Annotated in this window: 20 protein-coding genes; 5 read left to right on the top strand and 15 right to left on the bottom strand. The window is 59.9% G+C overall.

Annotation, left to right across the window (positions count from 1 at the left end):
* Positions 1–5: 5 nt before the first annotated feature.
* From nqrE to PH586_RS15485, 5 genes are read right to left on the bottom strand one after another with little or no spacing between them, the layout of a single operon-like run.
* Positions 6–614, bottom strand: a complete 609-nt coding sequence (gene nqrE / locus PH586_RS15505) for an NADH:ubiquinone reductase (Na(+)-transporting) subunit E (protein ID WP_238043901.1) — start codon at positions 612–614, stop codon at positions 6–8.
* A complete protein-coding gene (locus PH586_RS15500; protein ID WP_271348665.1) occupies positions 614–1288 on the bottom strand; it encodes an NADH:ubiquinone reductase (Na(+)-transporting) subunit D in 675 nt (224 codons plus the stop codon). Before PH586_RS15500 ends, nqrE begins: the two co-directional genes overlap by 1 nt.
* Positions 1285–2073 (bottom strand): Na(+)-translocating NADH-quinone reductase subunit C, encoded by a 789-nt coding sequence (locus PH586_RS15495; protein WP_271348664.1) that lies wholly within the window; start codon positions 2071–2073, stop codon positions 1285–1287. The genes PH586_RS15500 and PH586_RS15495 overlap by 4 nt, the downstream gene beginning before the upstream one ends.
* Entirely contained in the window at positions 2066–3277 is a 1212-nt protein-coding gene (locus tag PH586_RS15490) for an NADH:ubiquinone reductase (Na(+)-transporting) subunit B (RefSeq protein ID WP_271348663.1), read from the bottom strand. Before PH586_RS15490 ends, PH586_RS15495 begins: the two co-directional genes overlap by 8 nt.
* Positions 3278–3280: 3 nt before the next feature.
* Entirely contained in the window at positions 3281–4618 is a 1338-nt protein-coding gene (locus tag PH586_RS15485; protein WP_271348662.1) for a Na(+)-translocating NADH-quinone reductase subunit A, read from the bottom strand.
* Between the two features lie 273 nt (positions 4619–4891).
* On the opposite strand from PH586_RS15485, the gene PH586_RS15480 reads away from it, so the two are divergent.
* On the top strand, positions 4892–5452 hold the full coding sequence (locus PH586_RS15480; RefSeq protein WP_271348661.1) for a chalcone isomerase family protein: 561 nt from the start codon (positions 4892–4894) through the stop codon (positions 5450–5452).
* 63 nt (positions 5453–5515) lie between these two features.
* On the opposite strand, the gene PH586_RS15475 is transcribed toward PH586_RS15480, so the two are convergent.
* Entirely contained in the window at positions 5516–6982 is a 1467-nt protein-coding gene (locus PH586_RS15475; protein ID WP_271348842.1) for a glyceraldehyde-3-phosphate dehydrogenase, read from the bottom strand.
* A 149-nt stretch (positions 6983–7131) separates the two neighbouring features.
* On the opposite strand from PH586_RS15475, the gene mfd reads away from it, so the two are divergent.
* Positions 7132–10578, top strand: a complete 3447-nt coding sequence (mfd, locus tag PH586_RS15470) for a transcription-repair coupling factor (RefSeq protein WP_271348841.1) — start codon at positions 7132–7134, stop codon at positions 10576–10578.
* A 3-nt stretch (positions 10579–10581) separates the two neighbouring features.
* Entirely contained in the window at positions 10582–11121 is a 540-nt protein-coding gene (locus PH586_RS15465; protein WP_271348660.1) for a CsiV family protein, read from the top strand.
* A gap of 73 nt (positions 11122–11194) precedes the next feature.
* On the opposite strand, the gene PH586_RS15460 is transcribed toward PH586_RS15465, so the two are convergent.
* From PH586_RS15460 to PH586_RS15445, 4 genes are read right to left on the bottom strand one after another with little or no spacing between them, the layout of a single operon-like run.
* Positions 11195–11932, bottom strand: a complete 738-nt coding sequence (locus tag PH586_RS15460) for an S-methyl-5'-thioinosine phosphorylase (protein ID WP_271348659.1) — start codon at positions 11930–11932, stop codon at positions 11195–11197.
* Positions 11933–11942: 10 nt separating this feature from the next.
* Complete coding sequence (gene nagZ, locus PH586_RS15455) at positions 11943–12941, bottom strand: beta-N-acetylhexosaminidase (RefSeq protein WP_271348840.1); 999 nt, start codon at positions 12939–12941, stop codon at positions 11943–11945.
* Positions 12942–12966: 25 nt separating this feature from the next.
* Positions 12967–13488 (bottom strand): L,D-transpeptidase, encoded by a 522-nt coding sequence (locus tag PH586_RS15450; protein ID WP_271348658.1) that lies wholly within the window; start codon positions 13486–13488, stop codon positions 12967–12969.
* Between the two features lie 48 nt (positions 13489–13536).
* Entirely contained in the window at positions 13537–14244 is a 708-nt protein-coding gene (locus tag PH586_RS15445; protein WP_271348657.1) for a TetR/AcrR family transcriptional regulator, read from the bottom strand.
* Positions 14245–14509: 265 nt separating this feature from the next.
* Here PH586_RS15445 and lexA point away from each other — a divergent pair, with 265 nt between their 5' ends.
* Together lexA and sulA are read left to right on the top strand one after the other, a co-directional pair.
* Positions 14510–15118, top strand: coding sequence for a transcriptional repressor LexA (gene lexA / locus PH586_RS15440; RefSeq protein ID WP_271348656.1), 609 nt, complete (start codon positions 14510–14512; stop codon positions 15116–15118).
* A 192-nt stretch (positions 15119–15310) separates the two neighbouring features.
* Positions 15311–15784, top strand: a complete 474-nt coding sequence (gene sulA, locus PH586_RS15435) for an SOS-induced cell division inhibitor SulA (RefSeq protein WP_271348655.1) — start codon at positions 15311–15313, stop codon at positions 15782–15784.
* A gap of 124 nt (positions 15785–15908) precedes the next feature.
* Here the strand turns inward: sulA and PH586_RS15430 are convergent, their stop codons facing one another.
* The 5 genes from PH586_RS15430 to fadA all read right to left on the bottom strand — a co-directional run bounded on the left by PH586_RS15430 (position 15909) and on the right by fadA (position 21169).
* Positions 15909–16142, bottom strand: coding sequence for a hypothetical protein (locus PH586_RS15430; protein WP_271348654.1), 234 nt, complete (start codon positions 16140–16142; stop codon positions 15909–15911).
* Positions 16143–16219: 77 nt separating this feature from the next.
* The gene (locus tag PH586_RS15425; RefSeq protein WP_271348653.1) at positions 16220–16738 is read right to left on the bottom strand and encodes a DUF6586 family protein; all 519 of its coding nucleotides are present in this window, start codon (positions 16736–16738) and stop codon (positions 16220–16222) included.
* A 76-nt stretch (positions 16739–16814) separates the two neighbouring features.
* The gene (gene topA / locus PH586_RS15420) at positions 16815–19424 is read right to left on the bottom strand and encodes a type I DNA topoisomerase (RefSeq protein ID WP_271348652.1); all 2610 of its coding nucleotides are present in this window, start codon (positions 19422–19424) and stop codon (positions 16815–16817) included.
* Positions 19425–19679: 255 nt separating this feature from the next.
* Positions 19680–19916 (bottom strand): DUF1653 domain-containing protein, encoded by a 237-nt coding sequence (locus PH586_RS15415; protein ID WP_271348651.1) that lies wholly within the window; start codon positions 19914–19916, stop codon positions 19680–19682.
* Between the two features lie 77 nt (positions 19917–19993).
* Entirely contained in the window at positions 19994–21169 is a 1176-nt protein-coding gene (fadA, locus tag PH586_RS15410) for an acetyl-CoA C-acyltransferase FadA (RefSeq protein ID WP_271348650.1), read from the bottom strand.
* Between the last annotated feature and the right edge of the window lie 27 nt (positions 21170–21196).

The following is a 21196-nucleotide window of genomic DNA, read 5'->3' as shown; positions in this document are numbered from 1 at the left end:
CGTCCTTACAACTGCACGCCGGAGAAGGACATGAAGCCCAGAGACATCAGACCGATGGTGATAAAGGTGATGCCCAACCCCTGCAGACCTGCCGGTACGTCACTGTACTTGAGCTTCTCGCGGATGCCCGCCAGCGCGGCAATCGCCAGCGCCCAGGACAAACCTGAACCGAAGCCATACACGGTACTTTCCGCCAGGTTGTAGTCACGCTCCACCATAAACAGGGTGCCGCCCATGATGGCGCAGTTAACCGTAATCAGCGGCAGGAACACACCCAGGGCGTTGTACAGCGAGGGTACGTACTTATCCAGGAGCATCTCGAGGATCTGCACGATGGCTGCGATCACACCGATATAGCTGAGCAGACCGAGGAAGCTCAGGTCTACTTCCGGCAAGCCGGCCCAGGCCAGCGCACCGTCTTTCAGCAGGTAGGTGTAGATCAGGTTGTTCGCCGGCACAGTGATGACCTGCACCACGACAACCGCGATACCCAGGCCAATCGCCGTCTCTACTTTCTTCGAGATGGCAATAAAGGTGCACATGCCGAGGAAGAAGGCCAGCGCCATGTTCTCAACGAACACGGCCTTGGCCAGCAGACTAATGTAATGCTCCATTAATAGGCCTCCTTGTTGGATATTTGCGGCGCCATCTTGAAGCTCGGCTGCTCGAGTTGCTCTTTCTTCCAACTGCGCAGCGCCCAAATAAACAGGCCGATCAGGAAGAAGGCCGAAGGTGGCAACAACAGCAGACCGTTAGGCTGATACCAGCCACCGTCGTTGATGACCGGAATGATTTCAAAGCCCATCAGCTTGCCACTGCCAAACAACTCGCGAACGATGCCCAGCATGACCAGCATGACGCTGTAACCCAGACCGTTACCGATGCCATCGAAGAACGACAGCACCGGCGGGTTCTGCATGGCGAATGCTTCGGCACGCCCCATCACGATGCAATTGGTGATGATCAGACCCACGAACACCGACAGCTGCTTGGACAGACTAAAGGCATAAGCCTTGAGCACCTGATCCACCACGATCACCAGGGAGGCGATGATCACCATCTGTACGATCATGCGGATCGAGCTGGGGATCTGGCTGCGGATCATCGAGATAAACAGGTTGGAGAACCCGGTTACCAGGGTCAGGGCGATCGACATCACCATGGCAGTCTTCAGGTTCGAGGTGACCGCCAAAGCGGAGCAAATACCCAGAATCTGCAAACCAATCGGATTGTTGTTGAAGATCGGATTGAGCAGGACTTCTTTAATAGTCGGCTGCGACATGATCAAGCCTCCCCTGCGCGCAAGTTAGCGATAAACGGACCGAAACCATTCTGGCCAAGCCAGAACTTCAGCAGATTGTCCACGCCCTTGCTGGTCAAGGTCGCGCCGGCCAATGCATCGACCTGATGCTCCGCCTTCGGGCTTTGTGGGTCGACGCCGCCTTTGACCACCGCCACGGCAAGCTTGCCGTCCTGGTCAAACAGGGTCTTGCCTGGCCACTGACCTTTCCACTTCGGGTTATCCACTTCGCCACCCAGGCCCGGGGTCTCTGCATGCTGGTAGAAGCCCATGCCCACCACGGTATTCAAATCGCCCTTGAGGGCAATGAAACCGTACAGCGTCGACCACAAGCCGTAGCCGCGAATTGGCAGAATCACGGTATCGGTCTGGCCGTCCTTCTCCACCACATACACCGTGGTGTAACGTTCCAGACGCTTGATCGACGCAATATCCTGCTCACCCGGCAGAACGCTGGAAAGCTTGGGGTCCTTCGCGGCTTTCAACGGATCGAAGGTCACCGGGTCCTTGGCATCGGAGAACTTGCCGCTTTGCAGATCCACGAGCTTGGCGGTAATGGTGCCCTTGAACATGTCTTTGACTTGCGCACTCGACATACTCGCATCGCCCAGCCCGGCGATAGCCAGGATGCTGCGCTGTTTATCCAGCAGACGGTTGTCCACCTGGATCGGCTTGAGCGCCACAGCAGCGCCGGCGACGAACACCGAGCACACCAGGCAAACCAGCAAGGCCACCGTCAACGTGCGCGCGGTAGATTCTTTTTGACTAGACATTGCGTGCCAGCCTCCGCTTGATATTGGCTTGAACGACGAAGTGGTCGATCAGCGGTGCGAACAGGTTGGCGAACAGAATCGCCAGCATCATGCCTTCCGGGAACGCAGGGTTGACCACGCGGATCAACACCACCATGACACCGATCAAGGCACCGAAAATCCACTTACCGGTATTGGTCATGGACGCCGACACCGGGTCGGTGGCCATAAAGAACATACCGAAGGCAAAACCACCGACCACCAGATGCCAGTACCACGGCATGGCGAACATCGGATTGGTTGCCGAGCCGAGTGTATTGAACAGCAGGCTGAGGCCGATCATGCCCAGCATCACGCCGGCGACGATGCGCCAGGAAGCGATCTTGGTAAGCAACAGCACAGCACCGCCAATCATGATCGCCAACGTGCTGGTTTCGCCCAGGGAACCATGGACGGTGCCGAGGAAGGCATTCAGCCAGGTGACCCCATTGCTCAGTACATTCTCGATACCGCCAGCGGCGGCCAGGCTCAGCGAAGTCGCGCCAGCGAAGCCATCGACCGCAGTCCAGACCGCATCGCCCGACATCTGCGCCGGGTAGGCGAAGAACAGGAAGGCACGGCCGGTCAGCGCCGGGTTGAGGAAGTTCTTGCCAGTACCGCCGAACACTTCCTTGCCGATCACCACACCGAAGCTGATGCCCAGGGCGACCTGCCACAGCGGAATGCTGGGCGGCAGGATCAGGGCGAACAGCACCGAGGTGACGAAGAAGCCTTCGTTGACTTCATGCTTGCGGATCGAAGCAAACAACACTTCCCAGAAGCCGCCAACGATGAAAATCACCGCATAGACCGGCAGGAACCAGGCAGCACCCTGGATGAAGTTATCCCACAGGCTGTTTGGGTCGAAACCGGCCAGCGCGCTGATCAACGCAAAGTGCCAACCTCCCTGCGCGGCCAGCAGCTCGGGACTGCCGGCGAAAATCAGGTTGGCCTGGTAACCGGTGTTCCACATGCCGAAGAACATCGCCGGGAAGGTACACAACCAGACGATGATCATCATGCGCTTGAGGTCAATGCCGTCACGCACGTGGGCCGTGGTTTTGGTCACACTACCGGGGCGATAGAGGAAGGTGTCGACCGCCTCGTACAGGGCGTACCACTTCTCGTACTTGCCGCCCTTTTCGAAGTTGTGCTCGATCTTGTCGAGGAATTCGCGAATACCCATGGATTAACCCTCCTTCTCGATACGGGCGAGGTTATCGCGCAGGATCGGGCCATATTCATATTTGCCGGCACAGACATAGCTGCACAGCGCCAGATCTTCTTCGTCGAGCTCCAGACAGCCAAGTTTCTGGGCCATCTCGGTATCACCAACGATCAGGTAGCGCAGCAGTTGCGTCGGTAGCACATCCAGCGGCATCACTTCTTCGTAGTTGCCGACCGGCACCATGGCGCGCGGGCTGCCGTTGGTGGTGGTGGAAAACGCGAACTTCTTCGCCGCCGCCAACTTGGAAACAAACACATTCAACACCGAATGCTTGTTTACCCCGGCACGCAGGTAATGCAGCATCTCGCGGTCACTACCCTCAGCCAGGCACGACACCTGCAGGTGATAACGCCCCAGATAGGCAAAGGCACCCTGCGCGGTACGCCCGCCCAGCACCGAACCGGAAACCACGCGGTTAAATCCAGACTGCAATTGACCTGCGGTCAGCTCATCCAGACTGGCGCCCAGGCGAGTACGCAACAGACGTGGCTGCTCAACCACCGGACCAGCCAGGGCGACTACACGCTCAACCCACAACTGCCCGGTCGCGAACAACTTGCCGACGGCAATCACGTCCTGATAGTTGATCGTCCAGACACTCTTGCTGGCATTGACCGGGTCGAGAAAGTGGATATGGGTGCCTGCCAGGCCAGCGGGGTGCGGACCGGCAAACGCCTCGGTCTGCACCTTGCTCAGTTGCTCACCCGGCAGACTGCTGCCAGCGGCCTTGCACAGGAAGACCTTGGCCAGATTGCTCAGCACCTTGAGGCCGTTTTCGAAATCAGCGGCATATTCGCCGATGACCACCGCGGGATCGGCCGCCAACGGCTGAGTATCCATGGCTGCGACGAAAATAGAGCTGGGTACTGCATCTACCGCAGGCACCTTGCTGTATGGACGAGTACGCAGTGCGGTCCAGAGACCAGACTGCAGGAGGTTTTCACGCACCTGCGCGTCACTCAACCCATCCAACTGCGCCAGCGGATAGCTGGCGAAGGTCACTTGCTCATCGCCGTCCAGGTCGATCACCAGCGATTGCAGCACACGCTTCTCACCACGATGAATCGCACTGACCACCCCGGCGCCTGGCGCAGTGTAATCAACCCCTGCCGACCTCTTATCGGAGAACAGCACTTGACCGAGCTTGACTCGATCTCCGACCTGCACCTGCATCGTCGGCTTCATATCGTGATAATCGAAGCCGACGATAGCGACACTGCGTACCGGCCTTGCAGCCTCGATACGCTGCGCCGGCGCGCCTGTTATGGGCAAATCAAGCCCATGTTTCAATTTGATCATAGGTTTGCCTAACCACTGATTTATAAGCTTTTTTTAGAATACGGGCGGCATCTGGGTGCTTAATAGCCATACCCACACCAATAACGTGATTGGCGCGGGTAATGATGCCGAGCGCGGGTAAAAAATCCGCTTGATTATAAAGACGCGCCCCTCAACTGACCACCCAAGCGCTTGCTTTTTTTGGGCTTTCTGCAACAGGCCGCAACAGACGACAACTTGACTGAAAATGCCGCACTGACGACATTCAAGCATTGCGCCCCGAGGATGCTCATCATGCGCCGACCGCTGCTACTCGCCAGCCTGCTACTGCTCAGCCCCGTCCTGCTCGCCGCTGCGGACGAGCGCTTGCGCCAGGCGAATTTCGCACCACATACAACCCTGGAGCGGGCCAGCCTGGAGCGCAAGAATCAAAGTGTCCTGCGTTACCTGTGGGTCGACGTCTACGCCGCTGCCCTCTATGCAGAACCCAAGGTCAGTGCCGCACAAGCCCTGGATCGCCAGCGCAGCCTGCGCCTGGAGCTCTATTACTTCCGCAACATCCTGCGCAGCGACGTCATCGAAGCCGCCTGGACCACGCTAAAGAGGCAACACGACCAAGCTAAGCTCGACCGCCTGCGCAGCGACCTGGATGCCTTGCACGCAAGCTTCCGGGACATCAAGCCAGGCGACCGCTACGCCCTCAATTACCACGCTGACAGCGGCCTGAGCCTGGAGCGCAATGGCAAAACCACCTTTGCCAGCAGCAACCCGGAACTGGCCCGCACCTACCTAGGTATCTGGCTAGCGCCCGACGGACTCTCGGACCGCCTGCGCAGCAGCCTGCTCAACGACTAGCCAACAAGCCTGAATAAAAAACGGGAGCCAAGGCTCCCGTTTTTTATAAATCGCCGCTAGCGCTTAGCGCGGAAAAGCCGGCGGATTGACGCCAGCCATGTCTTCCATCACGCGAACCACCTGGCAGCTGTAGCCAAACTCGTTGTCGTACCAGACATAGAGTACGACCCGATTGTCATTGGCAATGGTCGCTTCGGCATCCACCACACCGGCGTGACGCGAGCCGACGAAGTCGGTGGAAACCACCTCCTGGGAATTGACGAAGTCGATCTGCTTGTGCAGATCCGAGTGCAGCGCCATGTAGCGCAGGTACTCGTTCATCTCTTCGCGGGTCGCGGCCTTCTCCAGGTTCAGGTTGAGGATGGCCATGGACACGTTCGGCGTGGGGACGCGAATGGCATTACCGGTCAACTTGCCCTTGAGCACCGGCAATGCCTTGGCAGCGGCAGTGGCGGCACCGGTCTCGGTGATCACCATGTTCAACGCAGCACTGCGACCACGACGACTGCCCTTGTGGAAGTTGTCGATCAGGTTCTGGTCGTTGGTGTACGAATGCACGGTTTCAACGTGACCATTGACGATGCCGTACTTATCATTCACCGCCTTGAGCACCGGCACGATGGCGTTGGTGGTGCAGGATGCTGCAGATATGATCTTGTCGTCAGCGGCGATATCGCCATGATTGATGCCATGCACGATATTCTTCAGCGCGCCTTTGCCAGGCGCAGTCAGCACCACGCGATCGATGCCCGGACAGGCCAGATGCTGACTCAGTCCCTCGGCATCACGCCACACACCGGTGTTATCCACCAGCAGCGCATTGTCGATACCGTACTGGGTGTAATCCACATCGCCGGGCGACTTGGCGTAAATCACCTGGATCAGGTTGCCATTGGCGGTAATTGTGTTGTTTTCCTCGTCGACGACGATGGTGCCGTCGAACGGACCGTGAACGGAGTCACGACGCAGCAGACTGGCGCGCTTCTCCAGATCGTTATCAGCGCCCTTGCGCACGACAATCGCCCGTAGGCGCAGGCCGTCGCCTCCCCCGGTTTTCTCGATCAGGATGCGCGCCAGCAGGCGGCCGATACGACCGAAGCCGTAGAGCACCACGTCGGTACCCTTGCGGGCCACGACATTCTGCTGACCGGCGACCGGCTCCAGTTCGTCACGCACGAACTGCTCGATACTGCGGCCATTGGCCTCTGCCAGGTACTTGGCCATCATGCGACCCAAATCCACGGAAGCGGCGCCCAACTTGAGCTCGCTCATGGTCTTGAGCATCGGAAAGGTGTCATGCACCGACAGCTCGGCATCGCCGTCCAGACGGTGGCGGGCGTAGCGGTGGGCTTTGAGAATCTGAATGACCGAACGGTTGATCAGGCTACGACCGTAGATCGAGGTGACTACGTTGTTGTTGCGGTAGAGTTGACCAATCAAGGGAATCATCGCTTCCGCGAGGGCTTCACGATCGATCCACTCACCGAGACACTGGTCGGGCTTCTGATTCACGGGCAGTACCTTCCATATGTAGGGGCTGAAAAAAGGGGCTACATTATGACGGCCCAGCCCACCGCCGGCAATCTGCAACGGACGAAACACTGACAGCAACCAACGTGGCTAGTTACAATCGCGGACCCTGTCGCCATGACCGTGAGCCGCCCGTGCCTGTACCGCCCGTGTCCATACTGCGTCTACCGTCCCTGCCCGCCACCGCCGGAAAACAACACTGGGGCAATCTGCCCGGTGCGGCCTTGAGCCTGGCGATTGCCGAAGCCGCCAGCGCGGCCAAGCGCTTTACCCTGCTGCTGACAGCCGACAGCCAGAACGCCGAGCGCCTGCAGCAGGAACTGAGCTTCTTCGCCCCGGAACTGCCGGTTCTGCACTTCCCCGACTGGGAAACCCTGCCCTACGACCTGTTTTCGCCGCACCAGGACATCATCTCCCAGCGTATTTCCGCACTCTATCGCCTGCCGGAACTGAAACATGGCGTCCTGGTAGTGCCGATCACCACCGCCCTGCACCGCCTGGCCCCCAAGCGTTTTCTGCTCGGCAGCAGCCTGGTGCTGGACGCCGGCCAGAAACTCGACGTCAACGACATGCGCACCCGGCTGGAGGCGGCAGGCTACCGCTGCGTCGACACGGTCTACGAACACGGCGAATTCGCCGTGCGCGGCGCCCTGATTGACCTGTTTCCGATGGGCAGTGACCAGCCGTTTCGCATCGACCTGTTCGACGACGAGATCGAAACCCTGCGCACCTTCGATCCAGAAACCCAACGCTCGATCGATAAAGTCGAGTCGATCAAGCTGCTGCCGGCCCGTGAATTCCCCCTGGAGAAAAAGGCCGTTGGCGATTTTCGCGGACGCTTTCGTGAGCGCTTCGACGTGGATTTCCGTCGTTGCCCGATCTATCAGGACCTGACCACCGGCATAACCCCGGCCGGCATCGAGTACTACCTGCCGCTGTTTTTCGAAGAAACCGCCACCCTGTTCGACTACCTGCCACAGGACACCCAGGTATTTTCCCTGCCCGGGGTGGAAAAAGCCGCCGAGCACTTCTGGAACGACGCGCGCAACCGTTATGAAGAGCGCCGGGTCGACCCCGAGCGTCCGCTGCTGCCGCCAGCCGATATTTTCCTGCCGGTCGAAGACTGCTTCGCCCGCCTGAAAGATTGGCCACGGGTTGTCATCAGCCAGGAAGACATCGAACCCGGCGTCGGCCGCCAGCGCTTCAACGCGCAGCCCCTGCCCGACCTGGCGATCCAGGCTAAGGCCAGCGAACCCCTGGCCGCCCTGCGCCGTTTTATCGAAGACTATCCAGGCCGCGTGCTGTTCTGTGCCGAGTCCGCCGGGCGCCGCGAAGTGCTGCTGGAATTGCTCGCCCGCCTCAAGCTCAAGCCCAGGGAAGTGGCCAATTGGCCGGAGTTCACCGCCAGCGAGGAGCGCCTGGGCATCACCATCGCCCCGCTCGACGACGGCCTGATGCTCGAGGACCTGGCGCTGATTGCCGAAAGCCCACTGTTCGGCCAACGGGTGATGCAGCGCCGCCGCCGCGAGAAATCGCGCGACGGCGGCGACAACGTGATCAAGAACCTCACCGAACTGCGCGAAGGAGCGCCGGTGGTGCATATCGATCATGGCGTCGGACGCTACCTGGGCCTGATCACCCTGGAGATCGATGGCCAGGCAGCCGAGTTTCTCGCGCTGATGTACGCCGAGGAAGCCAAACTCTATGTGCCGGTCGCCAGCCTGCACCTGATCGCCCGCTACACCGGCAGCGACGACGCCCTGGCGCCGCTGCACCGCCTCGGCTCGGAGATCTGGCAGAAAGCCAAACGCAAGGCCGCCGAACAAGTGCGCGACGTGGCGGCCGAATTGCTCGATATCTATGCCCGCCGCGCTGCTCGCGAAGGCTACGCCTTCGCCGACCCGCAGCTCGATTACGTCACCTTCAGCGCCGGCTTCCCCTTCGAGGAAACCCCGGACCAGCAAACCGCCATCGATGCGGTGCGCGACGACATGCTCGCCGCCAAGCCGATGGATCGCCTGATCTGCGGCGATGTCGGTTTCGGCAAGACCGAAGTGGCCATGCGCGCCGCCTTCATCGCCGTGCACAGCGGTCGCCAGGTCGCCGTGCTGGTGCCGACCACCCTGCTCGCCCAGCAGCACTACAACAGTTTTCGCGACCGCTTTGCCGACTGGCCGGTGAACGTCGAGGTAATGAGCCGCTTCAAGAGCACCAAGGAAGTCGCCAGCGCCATGCAGCAACTGGCCGAGGGCAAGGTCGATATCGTCATCGGCACCCACAAGCTGCTGCAGGGAGACGTCCAATTCAACAACCTGGGCCTGGTGATCATCGACGAGGAACACCGTTTCGGCGTGCGCCAGAAGGAACAGCTCAAGGCCCTGCGCAGCGAAGTGGACATCCTCACCCTCACCGCCACCCCGATCCCGCGCACCCTGAACATGGCCGTGGCGGGCATGCGCGACCTGTCGATCATTGCCACGCCTCCGGCGCGCCGGCTGTCGGTGCGCACCTTCGTCATGGAGCAGAACAACCCGACCATCAAGGAAGCCCTGCTGCGCGAGCTGTTGCGTGGCGGCCAGGTCTATTACCTGCACAATGACGTGAAGACCATCGAGAAATGCGCCGCCGACCTCGCCGAACTTGTGCCGGAAGCGCGTATCGGCATCGGCCACGGGCAGATGCGCGAGCGCGAGCTGGAACAGGTGATGGGCGACTTCTACCACAAGCGCTTCAACGTGCTGATCGCCTCGACCATCATCGAGACCGGCATCGACGTACCCAGCGCCAACACCATCATCATCGAGCGCGCCGACAAGTTCGGCCTGGCCCAGCTGCACCAATTGCGTGGCCGGGTCGGGCGCAGCCACCACCAGGCCTATGCCTACCTGCTGACCCCACCGCGCAAACAGCTGACCGACGACGCGCAGAAGCGTCTGGAAGCCATCTCCGGCGCCCAGGATCTGGGCGCCGGTTTTCTCCTTGCCACCCACGACCTGGAAATCCGCGGCGCCGGCGAACTACTCGGCGATGGCCAGAGCGGGCAGATCCAGGCGGTCGGTTTTACCCTGTACATGGAAATGCTCGAGCGCGCGGTGAAAGCCATCCGCAAGGGCGAACAGCCCAACCTCGAGCAACCGCTGGGCGGTGGCCCGGAAATCAACTTACGGGTAGCGGCGCTGATCCCGGAAAGCTATCTGCCGGACGTCCATGCCCGGCTGATCCTCTACAAACGCATCGCTTCGGCCGCCGACGAAGACGGTCTGAAAGAGTTGCAGGTGGAAATGATCGACCGTTTCGGCCTGCTGCCGGAGCCAACCAAGAACCTGGTGCGCCTGACCCTGTTGAAACTGCAGGCAGAAAAGCTCGGGATCAAGAAAGTCGACGCCGGCCCGCAAGGCGGCCGTATCGAATTCGCCGCCGATACCTGCGTCGATCCGCTGACCCTGATCAAGCTGATCCAAGGCGCGCCCGCCCGCTACAAGTTCGAAGGCGCCACTATGTTCAAATTCCAGGTACCGATGGAGCAGCCGGATCATCGATTTAATACTCTGGAAGCGCTGTTCGAGCGCCTGACGCCCCCCGACTTGAAGGACTGACCCATGCGCGCGCTCCGCACCCTGGCTTTGCTGCCGCTTGTCCTATTCTCGCTCCTGAGTACCACTGCCGCCTTTGCCGAGACGATGTATCAGATTGAAGTCATCGTCTTCCGGCAAACAACGCAGCAGCTGTCCGCCGCCCGCCCTGCCCCCGACGACTGGGCACAAGGCGCATTGCCAATCGCCCCCAGCCAGGAGCGCAACACCTCACTGAATAATGAAGCGGGCAAACTCACTCCGGCCAACGGCTATCAGGTGCTGCTGCACAAAGCCTGGGCCCAGAGCATCGGCGCCAGCCCCAGCAGAGTAGCGCTGAGCACGGGCCCGGAACACTTCGGGCATTTCCCGATCGAGGGTACTCTTGACCTGCAACAGGATCGCCTTATCGACCTGAATACCAACCTGTGGGTCAATCGGTTCGATGACAGCGGCCTGCTCAGCGGCAGTGAACTGCTCAAATACAGCGTGCGCCTGCAAAGCGGCGAACTGACCTACCTCGACCACGGCAGCCTCGGTCTGCTGGTGCGCATCAGCCCGCTATAATCGATTCCCCTAGCGCCTTGCCTGCACAAAAAAGGGTCGCGATAGCGACCCCCTTTATTCACAGCCAATATGCTCAGCCGGCCAGCACATGGGCCAAGACGGCCTTGACCCGCCCCATGCCCTCGTCCAAGGCGCGCTCTATAGCAGCCATGGTGATCAATGCATTGGATTTACCCGCCGCTGGGTTCACCACCAACGCCAGACAGGCATAAGGCAAGGCCAGCTCGCGCGCCAGCACCGCCTCGGGCATCCCGGTCATACCGACGATATCGCAACCGTCACGCTCCATCCGGGCGATCTCGGCAACCGTCTCCAGGCGCGGACCCTGGGTGCAACCATAGACGCCCCGATCACTGAATGCGCAGTGCTCGGCAACCAGCGCCGCGGCTAGTTTTTCCCGCAGTCCGGCATCGTAGGGGTGGCTGAAATCGACATGGGTGACATGCTCCAACTCCCCCTCATAAAAAGTGTGCGCACGCCCGGAGGTGTAGTCGATGACCTGGTGCGGCAGACAGAAGTGTCCAGTGCCCATGGCTGCCTCGATGCCACCAACCGCATTTACCGCAATAATCGCCTTGGCGCCCGACTGCCGCAGCGCCCAGAGATTGGCGCGGTAGTTCACCTGATGCGGCGGGATCCGGTGCGGGTGACCATGGCGGGCAAGAAACAACACTTCCCCGCCAGCATACTCACCTCGCAAGATCGGCGCCGAGGGAGCACCGTAGGGTGTATCAACATGCAGCGCAGCTTTAATGGTCAGCCCATCCAGCTGGGTCAAGCCAGTACCGCCGATTATGGCGTAGACAGTCATCAAACTCTCCTCAATCGATTAATTGCGCGGCGCGTAATGCGCCGACTGCTTCCAGCCATCGCGGACTCTGGCGGTATTCCGTACCCGGGAAAGCCTGGCGCCGCATGCGCGCCAGACCTGGCGGCGTGACAACCCGTAGCCGCTGCAATGCGCTCAGCGCCAACTCGGCGGCAGCGCGATCATTGCAGACCAAGCCCATGTCGCAGCCTGCCGTTAACGCGGCCTCAATGCGACAAGCTGCGTCGCCCACCACATGAGCCCCCGCCATCGACAAATCATCGCTGAAAATCACCCCAGTGAACTGCAACTCTCCACGCAAAATCTCCTGCAGCCAGCGTCGCGAGAAACCGGCAGGCTGGTCATCGACCTGCGGGTAGATCACGTGCGCCGGCATCACCGCGGCCAACTGCCGGCTCAAGCGAGCGAACGGCTGCAGATCGCTGGCGCGAATCTGTTCGAGGCTGCGCTCATCCACAGGAATGGCCACATGGGAGTCGGCCTCGGCCCAGCCATGCCCGGGAAAATGCTTACCTGTCGCGGCCATACCTGCAGCGCTCATGCCGCGAATAAATGCCGCCGCCAACTGTGTGGCGCGCTGTGCATCTGCTTCAAAGGCCCGACTGCCAACCACGGCACTGCGCTGATGATCCAGGTCCAGCACCGGCGCAAAGCTCAGATCCAGCCCTACCGCCAGCACTTCGGTGGCCATCAACCAGCCGCAGTGCTCGGCCAAGACCCCGGCATTGGTGTTATCGGCAATGGCACGCATCGCCGGCAGACGCACAAAGCCCTGGCGCAGACGTTGCACCCGACCACCCTCCTGATCGACCGCCAGAAGCAGATCCGGCCGTACCGCACGAATCGCGGCCGACAGCTCGCGCACCTGCTGCGGATGCTCGATATTGCGCCCGAACAGGATCAAGCCAGCCACTTCGGGCTGGCGCAGAATCTGCCGATCCTCGGCGGTCAACCAAGTGCCGGCGATATCCAGCATCAACGAGCCTTGCATGGGTGAACTCACAAATAATCCTTAACTAAAGTGACGCCGCCGCCCAGACCGGACATGACGCCTCATCGATCTGCACGACACACTGAACAGGGACGAGCGGGAACAGCGACAGTAGGTCGGCATTATGCAGCCGTACACAACCGTGGGAGCGCGGCACCCCCATGGGCTCAGTGTCCGGCGTGCCATGTAAATAGATGTAGCGGCGGAAGGTATCGACCTGCCCCAGTCGATTGCGCCCCATCTCACAACCGCTGAGCCAGATGATTCGCGTGAGAATCCAGTCGCGCCCGGGAAACTGAGCAGCCAGCGTTGGCGACCAGACCTCGCCCGTCCAGCGCCGGCCCCGCAATACCGCCCTCAGCGGCAAGCCTTCGCCGATCTTCGCCCGCACGCAGTGGCGCCCGCGCGGCGTGCAGCCGGAGCCGCTGAGCTCACCGGGACCATTGAGGGCGGTGGACACAGGCAGGCGCAACAACAGTTGCCCGTCGGCAAAGCCGTACAGGCACTGATCAGCGAGGGAGATATGCAGATAGTCGAGGGCGCGCATGGGCGACTAGCTTAGCGGATCGGACTGGCCAAGCCCACAAGCGTGGTATCAAACCTTGGCGAGCAGGCCAGCGCTCTTGACCCGCGCTTTGAGCTGGGCAGTGGCGAGGGTTTCATCGCTCACGCCGCTTTGCGAACGCATGCCGGCCGCGAGGAACGGCACCATCATGCGCATAACCTGTTCGATTGACGTATTCACCCCGAAGTCGGTTTCGGCCATGGCGCGCAACGCCTTGATCCCGGACATGCTGAAAGCTGCAGCGCCGAGCATGAAATGCACGCGCCAGAACAGCTCAAGCGGTGGGATACGCGGTGCGGATTCATGCACCAGGAGCATGTAACGGCGGAAGACCTTGCCGTACACCTCTTCCAGATACTTGCGCAGGTGGCCCTGACTCTGGCTGAAGGCCAAACCCAACAGGCGCATGAATATCGACAAATCGTTACCACTACGCGGCTTCACGGCCAGCGCCTGATCGACCAGCAACTCAAGCAACTCCTCAAGGCTGACCTTAACCTCCTGCTTGGCCTGACGACGATCGAGCTCTCGCTCGAGACTGCTGCAGAACGGGCCGAGGAAACGGGAAAACACCGCCTGGATCAGCGCTTTCTTGGAGCCAAAATGATAATTCACCGCCGCCAGGTTGACCCCGGCCTTGCCAGTAATCAGCCGTAATGACGTTTCCGCAAAGCCTTTCTCTGCGAACAATTGCTCCGCCGCATCGAGAATGCGTTCAACGGTTTCCGACTGAGCCATCACTACCCACCTGACAAACACTTGTTTGAAACATACGTTTCGACCTGCCACTTTGTCAAGTCACGTCAGCCATTTATTGGCCGGGCGGTCATCTATCCACAGCACACAAGGCCTGGCCAGCGCCGACGCACTTGCCATCAACCAAGTAATGCGCAGATAGACTGAAACCGCTAGCAGCGAATTCAGCCAAGAGGGAAAAGGAGGATTGCCAACCCCAGCCCACTGTATATAATCCCAGTCACTGTATAAAAAAACAGAGTCCAACATGCTGAAACTGACGCCACGCCAAGCTGAAATTCTCGCCTTCATCAAGCATTGCCTTGACGACAACGGCTACCCGCCAACCCGTGCGGAAATCGCTCAGGCACTTGGCTTCAAGTCACCCAATGCCGCCGAGGAACACCTCAAGGCCCTGGCCCGTAAAGGGGCCATCGAAATGACCCCGGGCGCCTCACGCGGCATCCGCATCCCTGGCTACGAACCAAACAATCCGGAAGAGGGCTTACCGGTGATCGGCCGCGTCGCCGCTGGCGCCCCCATTCTAGCGCAACAGAATATTGAAGACTCATGCCGTATCAACCCCGAGTTTTTCCACCCCAAGGCCGACTACCTGCTCCGGGTGCGCGGCATGAGCATGAAGGACATTGGCATTATCGACGGCGACCTGCTGGCCGTGCATACCACCCGTGAAGCACGCAACGGCCAAGTAGTGGTCGCTCGCATCGATGACGAAGTGACGGTCAAACGCTTCAAGCGCGAAGGGAACAAGGTCTGGCTTATTGCTGAAAATGCCGAGTTCGCCCCGATTGAAGTGAACCTGGAAGAACAAGAGTTGATTATCGAAGGGTTGAGCGTCGGCGTTATCCGGCGCTAGCAAGCCCCTGCAACCCAGGGCGGCGCAGTACCGACAGCAACGACAGACCAATACCCACCGTGCACCGCTCGCCCACTCTGGGTGCGCTGGAACCAGACACGCAAGGTCTTCGAAGCTGTTTCAAGCCCACGATCATAGACACCACGAGGGCATGTGCGGGTCGTTTTTCCAGCACCTGCCAGAGGAGGTTTTATGCAGTTCCCGCAATCGCTAAAGCGTACGCAGTTGCCGCTGTTCGACGGGCTCATGGCCTCAACAGTCACGCCGCTGCTGCAGCCGGTAGTGGAGTCGACCTGGCAGGAAAACCTCGCAGCCTTCAGTGAAATGTCGCTACGTGGCGCTGCAGGTCACTGCCTGAACCTGCTCGCGCCAATTCTGCGCGAGCTGAGCCAGAATAACGATGCGCGCTGGCTGAGCCTGATCGCCCCGCCCAGCAGCCTGACGCAAACCTGGCTGCGCGAAGCCGGACTTAACCGCGAGCGCATTCTGTTACTCCATCCCCGCGGCAACCAAAGTGCCTTGCAACTGGCTCAGGAGGCACTGAAGCTGGGCCGTAGCCATACCGTTGTTAGCTGGCTTCACCCTCTTGAGCACTGTGCTCGCGAGCAACTGGAGCAGGCCGCGCGACAAGGCAAGGCGCAAAGCCTCAACATCAGTCTTGGGTGAGATTCCCGAGCAATTGCACAAGGACTGTGCATGAGACGATGCCCTTAATCAGGCACCTGGAGCCGCCACTACACTCAGACCCAGCTGCCGATAACACTATCAGCGGCAATACAACACTGGGCAATCAATGCAGAACACGCGGGCCTTGCGCGTGATCAAGATCGCCTTCAGCCAATTTCCCGGCCATTTGCACACCGACACTGAGCATAGCCTTGGCTACCTCGACGTGCTGTCCCTGCAGAAATTCCTTGGCATCAGCGGAAAAGTCCAGCACCACCAGGGTTTCCTCATCGTCTGCACGACGCAGTGCAATGCGCCCATCGGGCAACTCGACGATCTCAAGGTAGGATGTAGGCATAGGGCTGATTCTCCACGAAAGGCCGGCATTGTAACAGTCGACCAAGGCTCACCCTAGCCCGCTTATCCAAACTCGGCTCACCACTCACTCAACGACTCGCGAAAGCGCTTGGCCAACCCCTTCAACTCCTGCCGCCAAACCTCCAGCGTTTCACGCGCCAGTGGTGGCTCCTCCTGATCCAGGCTGACCGCGACAATCAAGGGAGTACGCGGGTCAACCTTGACCTTTTTTGCCGCCTGAGGTGGCTGAAACAGCTCGCCATAGGCTTGCAGTAACTGAGCCAGCCAGGTTTCCGGCTGCTGCGCCAACTCGATTAGCTCGGCTAACTCAGGGCAAGGCGCAGCAGCCAGCAGCGCCTTGTCCAGCAATTGCTCGGCTCGTGTCGTATTACTTTCAGGCAGGCGGTAGTAACCGGCGATCTCATGACACAACCCCAGCAGTGCCCCATAGAGATGGAATAGCGCGGCTTCACGCTCAGCCTGTATCAGGGCCAAAGCGTTGACGGCTCGCCCCTCCTGCGCGGCGCGCCAGGACTCCAGCGACAGACCGGCATAGAAGAGCTTCTGGTTGGTACGGGTATACAGTTCATGGGCCATCAAGGCGCCCTCCACGACAGACCGATCAGGCCACTATACGCGCGCCTGCTGTCTGCAGACGCGCGCTTTGTCCCGATCAAGACTTCTCTTCGACCTTCCACTTGCCGCCATCATAGAAGGCACGCCAGCCGGTAGGCTTGCCATCGACTTCAGTCTGCACGTACTGCTCTTTGGTCTTGCGACTGAAGCGAATAACCGCTGCGCGACCCTCAGGGTCTTTCTTCGGCGCATCACAGAGGAAGTGATATTTCGGGTCGATCTCGTCCTTGTGCGGAATCAATTCCAGCACCAGGGGCGCACGGGTCTCGCGATTTTTCGGGAACTGACTGGCCGCCAGGAACAAGCCCGCCGCGCCGTCGCGCAAGATATAGGTGTCATTGACCTTCTCGCACTTGAGCTCCGGCATCTTCACCGGATCCATCTTCGGCGGAGCGGCCTCACCGCTTTTCAGCAGCTTGCGGGTGTTTTTGCATTCCGCGTTGGTGCAACCGAAAAACTTGCCGAAACGCCCGGTCTTCAGCTGCATCTGGTTGCCACACTTGTCGCACTCCAGGCTTGGGCCTTCGTAACCTTTGATCCGGTATTGACCCTGCTCGATTTCGTAGCCCGTGCAATCCGGGTTGTTGCCGCAGATATGCAGCTTGCGCGTCTCGTCGAGCAGGTAGGCATCCATGGCAGTGCCGCACTTCTGGCAGCGATGTTTGCCGAGCAGCACCAGCGATTCCGACTCACCCTCATCGTCCGCGGCGATTTCATCGCCAGGCACCAGATTGATGGTCGACTTGCAGCGCTCTTTTGGCGGCAGGGCATAGCCGGAGCACCCGAGGAAGACCCCGGTCGAGGCGGTCCGAATCATCATCGGCCGACCGCACTCGCGGCAGGGGATATCGGTCGGCGTCGGTAGATTGGCGCGCATACCGCTGTCGCTGGCCTCGGCCACTTCGAGTTTCTTCCTGAAGTCGCCGTAGAACTCATCGAGCACATGCTTCCACTCGCGCTCACCCTGGGCCACATCGTCCAGGTTCTCTTCCATCCCGGCAGTAAAGCCATAGTCCATCAGGTTGGAGAAACTTTCGCTCAGGCGTCCGGTAACGATGTCGCCCATCTTTTCCGAATAGAAGCGCCGATTGTGCAGGGCCACATAACCGCGATCCTGAATGGTCGAGATGATCGCCGCATAGGTCGACGGACGACCAATACCGCGCTTCTCCATCTCCTTGACCAGGCTGGCTTCCGAATAACGTGCCGGCGGCTTGGTGAAATGCTGACTCGGGTCGAGTTTTACCAGTTTGATCGCATCGCCCGGGGCCATGTCCGGCAAGACACCGTCGTCGCCCGGCTTGCTCATTTGCGGCAATACCCGGGTGTAACCGTCGAACTTGAGAATGCGGCCCTTGGCGCGCAACTCAAACTGCGCGGCAGTGACGGTCACGGTGGTCGACAGGTACTCGGCAGGCGGCATCTGGCACGCCACGAACTGGCGCCAGATCAGCTCATAAAGGCGCTCGGCGTCTCGCTCCATTTTGACTAGCTGGGTTGGCTTGAGGTTGACATCAGACGGACGAATCGCCTCGTGCGCCTCCTGGGCCCCTTCCTTGCTGCTGTAGGCAATCGGGTTGGCCGGCAGGTATTTCTTGCCAAACTCGCCTTCGATGAAGTCACGCACCATGCTCACGGCATCAGCCGACAGGTTGGTCGAATCGGTACGCATATAGGTGATGTAACCGGCCTCATAGAGACGCTGGGCCATCATCATGGTCTTCTTCACCCCGAAGCCCAGGCGGTTGCTCGCCGCCTGCTGCAAGGTAGACGTGATAAACGGTGCCGAAGGTTTGCTGCTGGTCGGTTTGTCTTCACGCTTGGTAATGCTGTAACTGGACGCCTCGAGCGTGGCCAGGGCAGCCATCGCTTGGGCTTCGTTCAACGGTTTGAAGGCAGCACCGTTTTCGCGGGCCACCTCGAAGCGCACATTGCCACCCTTGGCCGTGCCGAGATCGGCGTGCACTTCCCAATATTCTTCAGGAACGAAGGCGCGGATCTCTTTCTCGCGCTCGACCACCAACTTTACTGCCACCGACTGCACCCGGCCCGCCGAAAGACCACGTGCAATCTTGGCCCACAGCAATGGTGAGACCATGTAGCCCACTACACGGTCGAGGAAGCGCCGCGCTTGCTGGGCATTGACCCGATTGATGTCCAACTCGCCCGGTTTGGAAAAGGCCTCTTGGATGGCCTTTTTGGTGATCTCGTTGAATACCACGCGCTTGTAGCGGCTTTCGTCGCCACCGATGGACTCGCGCAGGTGCCAGGCAATAGCTTCCCCCTCGCGATCCAAGTCGGTTGCGAGATAGATGGTGTCGGCATCCTTGGCCAACCGGCGCAGTTCTTCGACAACCTTTTCCTTGCCCGGGAGGATTTCGTACTTGGCCTTCCAGCCATGTTCGGGATCGACCCCCATGCGCGCCACCAACTGGCGCTTGGCCTTTTCCTTGGGCGTCAACGCCGGCACTTCACCAGCCGCCGCCTTGCCCCGTTTGACGGGTTCCTTGGCAGCACTTGCCGAGCCGCTGGTAGGCAGGTCACGGATGTGGCCGATGCTCGACTTCACCACGTACTGGTCGCCCAGATACTTGTTGATGGTCTTGGCCTTGGCCGGGGATTCCACGATGACCAGCGATTTGCCCATGGATTGGAAGTTTCCTGAAATTCGATAAATGAAAGGCGAGAGGCGCCATACAGACTGTTAAAAATAGTGCGCGCCAAGACTGGCGAGGTGAATTCAACCGAAGAAGCTGAGTTTACATGCTGTAAAGAAGCATTCTGCGGCGCATTTAACGCGGCACGATCCCGCACATGGTTTTTCACTAGCCGGCCAGCGCGGCACCGCTATATATAGTGGCGTTCAGGCCAAGGTCAAGCGTAGCAATAACGCGACCTGCATTCAGGGCCGGCCGAAAAGGCTTGATTCGGCCTCAATCAGAGCAAAACGTGGAACCCGTTCGCCGTCCACTTCGACGCTTTCGCAAAACATCTCCAGCGGGCGCACCCACAAGCCGTAATCGCCGTATAGCGCCTGATAGACCACTAGTTGCTGCTCGGTCTCGGAATGCCGGGCTAAGCCAAATACGCGGTACTCGGGTCCCTTGTAGTGGCGATAAAGGCCGGGCTGTATTTGCATCGCTAAATTCCTTGTATTTTTTTCCGCCGACAAACAAAAACCGGGGCACTAGGCCCCGGTTTTACGTCCACGTGCGCTTAAAGGCGTTCGAAGACGGTCGTGATGCCCTGACCCAGGCCGATGCACATGGTCGACACACCAAAAGTGCCACCGTTCTGCTTCATCACGTTCAACAGGGTACCGGAGATACGCGCACCGGAACAACCGAATGGGTGACCAAGCGCAATCGCACCACCGTGCAGGTTGACCTTCTCTTCCATCTTGTCGAGCACTTTCAAATCCTTCAGCACAGGCAGCGCCTGGGCCGCGAAGGCTTCGTTGAGTTCGAAGAAGTCGATGTCATTGATGGTCAGACCAGCCCGCTTGAGGGCCTTCTGGGTAGCCGGCACCGGACCGTAACCCATGATCGCCGGATCGACACCCGCGACCGCCATGGCACGTATCACGGCCATCGGCTGAATGCCGAGGTCCTGAGCGCGCTGGGCAGACATGACGATCATGCAGGAAGCGCCGTCGGTGATTTGCGAGGAAGTACCCGCAGTCACGGTGCCGCCTTTCGGATTGAACGCCGGCTTCAGGGCAGCCAGGCTTTCCAGGGTGGTCTCCGGACGAATGGTTTCGTCGTAGTCGAAGACTTTCAGGAAGCCGTTCTCGTCGTAGCCTTGCATCGGGATGATTTCATCCTTGAACTTGCCTTCGACGGTGGCCTTTTGCGCCAGGCGGTGCGAACGCTCACCGAAAGCGTCCTGCTGCTGACGACTGATGCCGTGCATCTTGCCAAGCATTTCCGCGGTCAGCCCCATCATGCCCGACGCCTTGGCGGCATACAGCGACAGGTGCGGGTTCGGATCGACGCCATGCATCATGCCGACGTGGCCCATGTGCTCGACACCACCGATGACGAACACGTCGCCGTTGCCGGTCTGGATCGCCTGCACGGCCGTGTGCAGGGCGCTCATGGAGGAACCACACAGACGGCTGACCGTCTGCGCAGCGCTGGTGTGCGGGATCTGGGTCATCAGCGAGGCCATGCGCGCGATGTTCCAGCCCTGCTCCAGGGTCTGGTTGACGCAGCCCCAGATCACGTCTTCCACTTCGGCCGGATCGACCTTGGTGTTGCGTGTCAGCAAGCCGCTGATCAGGTTGGCCGACAGGGTTTCAGCACGGGTGTTGCGATGCATACCGCCCTTGGAACGCCCCATCGGGGTACGACCAAAGTCGACGATCACTGCATCTCTAGGATTCAGGCTCATAAATTCACTCTCGCTCTAGTCTGTCCG

Origin of the sequence: Pseudomonas aestuarii (genome assembly GCF_027988105.1) — a bacterium.
GTDB lineage: Bacteria > Pseudomonadota > Gammaproteobacteria > Pseudomonadales > Pseudomonadaceae > Aquipseudomonas > Aquipseudomonas aestuarii.
The sequence above is the reverse complement of the archived record's forward strand: the minus strand, read 5'-3'. Positions and strand labels throughout refer to the sequence as shown.

Excerpts from the sequence above, each read along its gene's own strand:
- fadA (WP_271348650.1), bottom strand. The coding sequence starts at position 21,169 with ATGAGCCTGAATCCTAGAGATGCAGTGATCGTCGACTTTGGTCGTACC.
- PH586_RS15415 (WP_271348651.1), bottom strand. The coding sequence starts at position 19,916 with ATGCAAATACAGCCCGGCCTTTATCGCCACTACAAGGGACCCGAGTAC.
- PH586_RS15485 (WP_271348662.1), bottom strand. The coding sequence starts at position 4,618 with ATGATCAAATTGAAACATGGGCTTGATTTGCCCATAACAGGCGCGCCG.
- sulA (WP_271348655.1), top strand. The coding sequence starts at position 15,311 with ATGCAGTTCCCGCAATCGCTAAAGCGTACGCAGTTGCCGCTGTTCGAC.
- PH586_RS15425 (WP_271348653.1), bottom strand. The coding sequence starts at position 16,738 with ATGGCCCATGAACTGTATACCCGTACCAACCAGAAGCTCTTCTATGCC.
- PH586_RS15460 (WP_271348659.1), bottom strand. The coding sequence starts at position 11,932 with ATGACTGTCTACGCCATAATCGGCGGTACTGGCTTGACCCAGCTGGAT.
- PH586_RS15450 (WP_271348658.1), bottom strand. The coding sequence starts at position 13,488 with ATGCGCGCCCTCGACTATCTGCATATCTCCCTCGCTGATCAGTGCCTG.
- nqrE (WP_238043901.1), bottom strand. The coding sequence starts at position 614 with ATGGAGCATTACATTAGTCTGCTGGCCAAGGCCGTGTTCGTTGAGAAC.
- PH586_RS15480 (WP_271348661.1), top strand. The coding sequence starts at position 4,892 with ATGCGCCGACCGCTGCTACTCGCCAGCCTGCTACTGCTCAGCCCCGTC.
- PH586_RS15495 (WP_271348664.1), bottom strand. The coding sequence starts at position 2,073 with ATGTCTAGTCAAAAAGAATCTACCGCGCGCACGTTGACGGTGGCCTTG.
- PH586_RS15465 (WP_271348660.1), top strand. The coding sequence starts at position 10,582 with ATGCGCGCGCTCCGCACCCTGGCTTTGCTGCCGCTTGTCCTATTCTCG.
- nagZ (WP_271348840.1), bottom strand. The coding sequence starts at position 12,941 with ATGCAAGGCTCGTTGATGCTGGATATCGCCGGCACTTGGTTGACCGCC.
- PH586_RS15490 (WP_271348663.1), bottom strand. The coding sequence starts at position 3,277 with ATGGGTATTCGCGAATTCCTCGACAAGATCGAGCACAACTTCGAAAAG.
- PH586_RS15430 (WP_271348654.1), bottom strand. The coding sequence starts at position 16,142 with ATGCCTACATCCTACCTTGAGATCGTCGAGTTGCCCGATGGGCGCATT.
- topA (WP_271348652.1), bottom strand. The coding sequence starts at position 19,424 with ATGGGCAAATCGCTGGTCATCGTGGAATCCCCGGCCAAGGCCAAGACC.
- lexA (WP_271348656.1), top strand. The coding sequence starts at position 14,510 with ATGCTGAAACTGACGCCACGCCAAGCTGAAATTCTCGCCTTCATCAAG.
- PH586_RS15445 (WP_271348657.1), bottom strand. The coding sequence starts at position 14,244 with ATGGCTCAGTCGGAAACCGTTGAACGCATTCTCGATGCGGCGGAGCAA.